We start from the raw sequence: 3,170 nt of genomic DNA on the forward strand, positions 1-3,170 counted from the left end.
CGGAACATATTCACCGAAGGGCACCAGGTGGCGTTTGTAGTAGAAGCCTGAGGGATCGGAGAGGCTTACCACGGCGTTGTAGGTACGGCCCTCCGCCTCGCGTACCGGGACGCCAATCATTAACGATGTGCCTGCCTGATCGGCTAACGCCTCAAGCTCAGCAAGATATGCTTTGGCCTGGTCATGCCACATCGGGATTGCCGCTTCTGGCCAGATCACGATATCGGCTCCGAGATGCTGCGCGGTAAGCGCCTGATAGCGCTCAAGTGTGATGTCCCGGTATCTCGGGTCCCATTTCTTGTCTTGCGCGATGTTTCCTTGCAAGAGGACGACATCGATCGGGTCAGCGGCTGGCTGCGTCCATTCACGATCCAGCAGTTGCAAGCCGGCGAGGGTAGCGACTAACACGGCACCGACTACCGCAGCACGGCGCAGGCTTGGCCCCTGGACAACCCAGGCAAGCCCGCCAGCGAGAAGTGCCACCAGTAAACTCACGCCAAGCACGCCAAAGACGGGAGCGATAGTGGCAAGTGTGGTGTCGGTCTGGCTGTAGCCAATGAAGAGCCAGGGAAAGCCGGTCAAGAACCAGGTGCGCATCCATTCACTCAGCACCCATGCCGCAGGTAGCCCTAGCCAGAGTGCCATTGCATCCATCTCAGGGCGCAGGCAGCGCACGAGGTACGCGACGCCCCATGGAAAGAGGGCGAGCAGCGAGACAAAGGCCGCCGTGACTAACACCGCCACCACGGGGCCATTGCCGTACTGGCTAATGCTGATAAAGACCCAGGAGACACCCACGCCGAAGTAGCCAAGGCCAAAGAGGTAGGCCGACCACAGCGCCTGACGCCTTGAAGACTGCGCGGTCAGGACAAAAAATGTTGCCAGAGCGATCACCGCAAGCCATGCCCAGCCCACAGGGGCAAAGGCAAGCGGCATGGCGCCTCCAGCAAGTAGAGCCATCCCCCCTGTCAGAAGCGACTTATAGCGCACGCCCGTGTATAGGCTAGAGGGTAGCGCGCACTTATCACCCAATGCTCTCTCGCCTCCGAATCCAGGATCAACCCTGTGGCTCATGCTTTCTTGCTCCGCTAAATCAAGCTGCGTCAATTCATTCGGCCGGCTGGCCAGGGTGGCAAAGTGAATGTTTCTGGACTCGACTAGGTGCGCCGTAAGCTGGGAGCTGCTTCGTATTCGGCCAGCACGACAGTGGCTGTGTTGGGGAGCAGTACGTTAGCTTTGCGATACCACCCCTTCCAAGCCCGCTGATACCAGAACGAACAGGACGAAGCCGCCTATGAAAGCCAGCGGTGAGATGTGCGTATCGTCACCGCTCTCGTGAGCCTCGGAGACCATATCTTCGATGGCAGCGACCGTGAGAAGGCCTGCCGTGAACGTCAGTGCCGCTAGCTTAAATGCCTCCGGCTGGTTCCTGAGTACGAAGTAAGCAAAGACGGCTGCCGAGAGCACAGGAATCGCGAAGGAAGCAGAGAGCAGTATCCGCTTGCTACGAGGGATTCCTTTATCTTTCATGGTGGCGATCGTCGCAAAGCCCTCAGGAACATCGGCGAGAACCTGACCCGCCGCCAGGATTATCGCGACCGACGGTGAGACCGCCGACCCCGCCCCGATCAGGAGGCCATCGCTGAACAGGTCGATGGATACGGCGATATAGATCATCCAGACACTCGTCTGACCGCCTTCTCCCTGCTGGCCTTGTCGCTTCTGGAGACTCTCAACGAGCTTCTCGATACCTACGTAAGCAATGCCGCCCAGCGCGAAAGCGAGGGCGATTACCCAGGCTGAGAGGTTCTCTAGCACGCGCGGCATGATTTCAACCGCCACCACCGCAATGACGAGGCCGGCAGCGCCGTGAAGGGCGTAATTGAGACGGCGCCCGGTAGTTCGGGAGGCCTCCGCAGCGAGCCCACCACTAAAATTGCCTAAGGCGGGCAACAGCGCCAGGCCGAGTACCAGCCAGATACTATCCATCATCTTCCTTCCTTGGTTGATTCCTAGATACGCTACCTTGCTGGCTCCGAGCCTTCGCGCTATATGCTGTCGTTCAGGCCTAGCGCGCTTGTACAGCCACTTCGATCAAGTGTCCCAGGCATCGATAGCTGCGTACCGTGCAGCCTCACCCCTTGAGCGCCAGGATGCGCCGAGCGCCGTTGAGGACGATCAGGCCCACGATGGTACCGATAATCAGGTCAGGGTAGCTGGACCCCGTCCAGGCGACCAAGGCACCGGCGGCGATGACGCCCATGTTGATCACCACATCATTGGCCGAGAATATCCAGCTTGCCTTCATATGCGCGCCGCCTTCGCGGTGCTTGGATATCAACAGCAGGCAACCGGTATTGGCGATCAACGCGACGAAGGCGATCGCCATCATCATCAGCGATTCAGGCTCACTACCGAAAACAAAGCGTCGCACCACCTCGACGAGTACGCCGATAGCCAAAATCAGTTGCAGTACCCCTGCCAGATGCGCGGCACGTACCTGCATTTTCGCACTGCGCCCTACGGCATAGAGAGCCAGGCCATAGACGGCTGCATCGGCAAACATATCCAGGGAATCAGCGATCAGGCCGGTAGACTGGGCGATCAGGCCAGCAGTCATTTCCACCACGAACATGATCGCATTGATACCGAGCAACACGCGCAGAGTGCCTGACTCCTGCGTAGCAGAGACTGCCGAGCTCTCAGCGGCCTTGATCGTCTCTGGGTCGGCAATGACGGTTTCCTGAAGAGAGGCGCCTAGCCCCAAGGTCGCCAGTTTCGCGGTAATGGGCTCAGCCTCGCCGTCATGCACGACCTCCAATCGGCGGTTCGACAAGTCGAAGGACAGCGTTCGAATCTCATCAAAGCCGTTCAGCGCCAAGCGGATCATCCGTTCTTCTGAGGGACAATCCATCTTCGGCACAGCATACACGCTGACCCATTCCCCTGACGCTTCGGAGGAGACCGGCATATCGGTATCCGCTGCAGGCGTTGCATCGCAGCTACATGGGCCACCACAGGCTTTACTCACGATACGGCTCCAGTTAACCAACATAGATTGCTAGTATTAAAAACTATATAGCTACTATAAGGTCAATGGGACAGATGATCCGTTGAGGAGTAAGCCTGATGCGCATTGGTCAGTTAGCCCAGATAGCGGGTATCGACAC

At 58.4% G+C, this 3,170-nt stretch carries 3 protein-coding genes; all 3 read right to left on the reverse strand.

Annotated elements, in window-relative coordinates; all coding sequences use genetic code 11:
• Positions 1-936, reverse strand: a 936-nt coding sequence (gene lnt, locus AAGW23_RS21990) for an apolipoprotein N-acyltransferase (RefSeq protein WP_342408331.1), incomplete at its 3' end; no start/stop codon positions are given.
• A gap of 294 nt (positions 937-1,230) precedes the next feature.
• Positions 1,231-1,992, reverse strand: a complete 762-nt coding sequence (locus AAGW23_RS21995) for a ZIP family metal transporter (RefSeq protein WP_009686175.1) — start codon at positions 1,990-1,992, stop codon at positions 1,231-1,233.
• Between the two features lie 142 nt (positions 1,993-2,134).
• On the reverse strand, positions 2,135-3,031 hold the full coding sequence (locus AAGW23_RS22000; protein WP_008928737.1) for a cation transporter: 897 nt from the start codon (positions 3,029-3,031) through the stop codon (positions 2,135-2,137).
• Between the last annotated feature and the right edge of the window lie 139 nt (positions 3,032-3,170).

The sequence above is a fragment of the Stutzerimonas chloritidismutans genome, from assembly GCF_038562055.1.
GTDB classification, from domain to species: Bacteria; Pseudomonadota; Gammaproteobacteria; order Pseudomonadales; family Pseudomonadaceae; genus Stutzerimonas; species Stutzerimonas chloritidismutans_A.